Annotated in this window: 3 protein-coding genes; 1 reads left to right on the top strand and 2 read right to left on the bottom strand. The window is 69.3% G+C overall.

Annotation, left to right across the window (positions count from 1 at the left end; genetic code table 11):
- Positions 1-925, top strand: a 925-nt coding sequence (locus tag QZY07_RS25440; protein ID WP_363184855.1) for a GNAT family N-acetyltransferase, incomplete at its 5' end; no start/stop codon positions are given.
- Positions 926-985: 60 nt separating this feature from the next.
- Here the strand turns inward: QZY07_RS25440 and QZY07_RS25445 are convergent.
- Complete coding sequence (locus QZY07_RS25445) at positions 986-1,675, bottom strand: SOS response-associated peptidase (protein ID WP_295408914.1); 690 nt, start codon at positions 1,673-1,675, stop codon at positions 986-988.
- A gap of 57 nt (positions 1,676-1,732) precedes the next feature.
- A partial coding sequence (locus tag QZY07_RS25450; RefSeq protein ID WP_295408916.1) for a Y-family DNA polymerase occupies positions 1,733-2,856 on the bottom strand: 1,124 nt, incomplete at its 5' end.

Below are 2,856 nucleotides of genomic sequence, written 5' to 3' on the forward strand. Positions count from 1 at the left end.
AGGCGAAGGGGGTGGAGTAACCCATGCGCCGGAACCGGAGCGCAACCATCCACACAGGAGAGCCGCCCAAGTGTCCTTGACGATTCGCACCATGACCCCCGACGAGATCGGCCTCGCGCTCGATTGGGCCGCCGCCGAAGGCTGGAACCCTGGGCTGTACGATGCCGCGCCCTTCCTGGCCGCCGACCCCGAAGGTTTCCTGATCGGTCTGCGCGAAGACGGGCCGGTCGCCATGATCTCGGCGGTGCGCGATGGGACGACGTTCGGCTTCCTGGGCTTCTATCTGGTCCGCCCGGATCGGCGCGGACAGGGGTATGGCTGGGCCATCTGGCAGGCCGCCATGGCGCGTCTGGCGGGCCGCACGATCGGACTCGATGGCGTCCTGGCGCAACAGGACAACTACCGTCGCAGCGGCTTCCAACTCGCCGATCGGCATGTCCGCTACCAGGGGTACGGCCTGCCAGATCCGGCTCCCGAGCCCGCCGATGGGACGTGCATGATCGCGCTGACCGCCTGGCCGTTCGCATCGCTGGCCGCCTATGACCGCGCCTTCTTCCCGACCGAGCGTCACGCCTTCCTGCAACGCTGGATCGCGCAACCCCAGACCCTGGCGCTCGGCCTTCTGCATGGCGACCGTCTCCTCGGCTATGGCGTGCGGCGCGCCTGCCGCGAGGGCTACAAGATCGGCCCGCTCTTCGCGGACACGCCGGACGCCGCCGAAGCCCTCTTCGGTTCGCTGTGCGCTCGGTTGCCGGCCAGCGCCCCGGTGTTCCTCGACACACCCGCCTCCAATCCCGCCGCCCTCGCCCTCGCCGAGCGCCACGGCCTGCGGCCCACGTTCGAGACGGCCCGCATGTACGCCGGTCCCGCTCCTGCGCTGGCCTCTGAGCGCACCTATGGCATCACCAGCTTCGAGCTGGGTTAACATGAGCTTGATGGGCCGGGCGGGAAACTGAAAAACCGGATCATATTTGCACTGACCCGATCAACGCTGATTGGTTCGGCGGCAGGGCTCGATCAGCGCCGGGTCATCCTGAGCCGGCGTATTCACCCGCCGGTCAACCGGATAGGCCATCAGCGGCGCGGGATCGCAGGGCGTGAGCAGCGCTTGCAGCGGCGCGGGGCGGTTCAGCCCCGGATCCAGCCAAAGCCGATAATCCGAAGGCGACAGAATCACCGGCATCCGGTCATGGATGGGTCTCACCACGTCGTTGGCGTCAGTCACGATGATCGTGGTGCTGTCGATGCGCGCGCCGCTCGCGGGATCGGTCCACGTTTCCCATAACCCGGCGAAGGCGAAAGGCTGGCGATCCCGGCGGGCGATGAAATACGGTTGCTTGCCGGAACCGCTGGCCTGCCATTCGTAGAAGCCATCGGCGGGGATTAGGCAACGGCGTTGCCGGAAGGCCGCGCGAAACGACGGCTTCTCGGCCACCGTTTCTGCACGGGCATTGATCGTGCGGTTGCCGATCTGGCGATCCTTCGCCCAGCGCGGGATCAGTCCCCACTGGAGCGTCGTGAAGGTTCGCGTCCCGGCGGAGTCCGCGCGCACGGCCAGAAGCTGGCTCCCCGGCGCGATGTTGTCACGCGGCGGTGGCCACGCCCCGTCGAGAGAGGCGCCAAACTGTGCTTCCAAGTCCATACTGCCGCAGTATTGGGCAAAGCGACCGCACATGCTGTCTCCACACACCTCGCTGAACGGGATGGACGACTCAGGCCAGACCCGCGCAATTTAGCACGCCCGCACCCTCGGCAACGCCTCCCAGCGTGTTGTCGAGATCGGCGAGACGCGCCCCGCGCGCCGGTGCCAGCCGGTACCGATCAGTTCGCCCCCATAGCGCAGGGTCGCGCGCCCGAAACGGCGGTTGATGGCGTCCAGGGCCGCCATCCGGCACGTCGCGCGGTCCTCCGCGTCCGGAGCCGCGAACAGATCCAGCGGCGCCCGCCCGACCGGAACCAGATCCGGCAACAGCACCCCTGCCCGCCGGTAGGCGTCTCCGCGCCGGCACAGCCGCGCGGCGCCCGCGAGGGCCTGCGCGATCAGCGCGGCGCTGTCCTGGGTCGGGGCGTCGAAGGGGAGGGTGACGGCATTGGTATAGAAGGGCCGCGCGGTGTCGAAGGGATCGGTCTGGATAAAGACCGTCAGCGCCGGGGCGGCCAGGCTCTGGGCACGCAGTTTCTCGCCCGCGCGGCTGGCAAAACGGGTCAACGCCGCGCGCAGTTCGGGCCAGGCGGTCACCGCCGCGCCGAAGGTGCGCGAAACCCGGAGCTGTTGGCGCGGCGGCGCGATCACCTCCAGCGGCAGACAGGGCCGCCCGCGCAGCTCCCAGCCGAGGCGCTCCAGCACCACGCCACCCTGCTGACGCAGCCAGCGCGGGTCAGCCTCACGCACGGCCAGGGCATCGGCGAGGCCGAGCGCGCGTAGCCGTTGTCCCCAGCGGTCGGCGATCCCCCACACGTCCTCGACCGGAATCCCGGCCAGCGTCGCCGCCGGATCGGGCAGGCGCGCCCAGTCGAGCACCGGGCCATCGGGACTCTGCCCTGTCTTGGCGAGGCGGTTGGCGAGCTTGGCCAGCGTCTTGGTCGGGGCGATCCCGACCGAGACCGGAATGCCGGTCCACTGGCGCACGGTGCGGGCCATCGCCTGCCCCAGGGCGACCGGCTCCGCCACGCCGGAGAGGTCGAGAAAGCATTCGTCGATCGAATAGACCTCGATGCGTGGCGCGAAACCGGCCAACACCTGCATCACGCGGCGCGAGAGGTCGCCATAGAGGGCGTAATTCGAGGAGAACACCACCAGTTGGCGGCGCAACGGCGGCGCCAACTGGAAGAAGGGCGCCTCCATCGCCACCCCCA

Origin of the sequence: uncultured Thiocystis sp. (genome assembly GCF_903866365.1) — a bacterium.
Lineage (GTDB): Bacteria > Pseudomonadota > Gammaproteobacteria > Chromatiales > Chromatiaceae > Chromatium.

What these genes read in the sequence shown, in the direction of transcription:
- QZY07_RS25445 (WP_295408914.1), bottom strand. Translation starts at nt 1,675, where the DNA reads ATGTGCGGTCGCTTTGCCCAATACTGCGGCAGTATGGACTTGGAAGCA.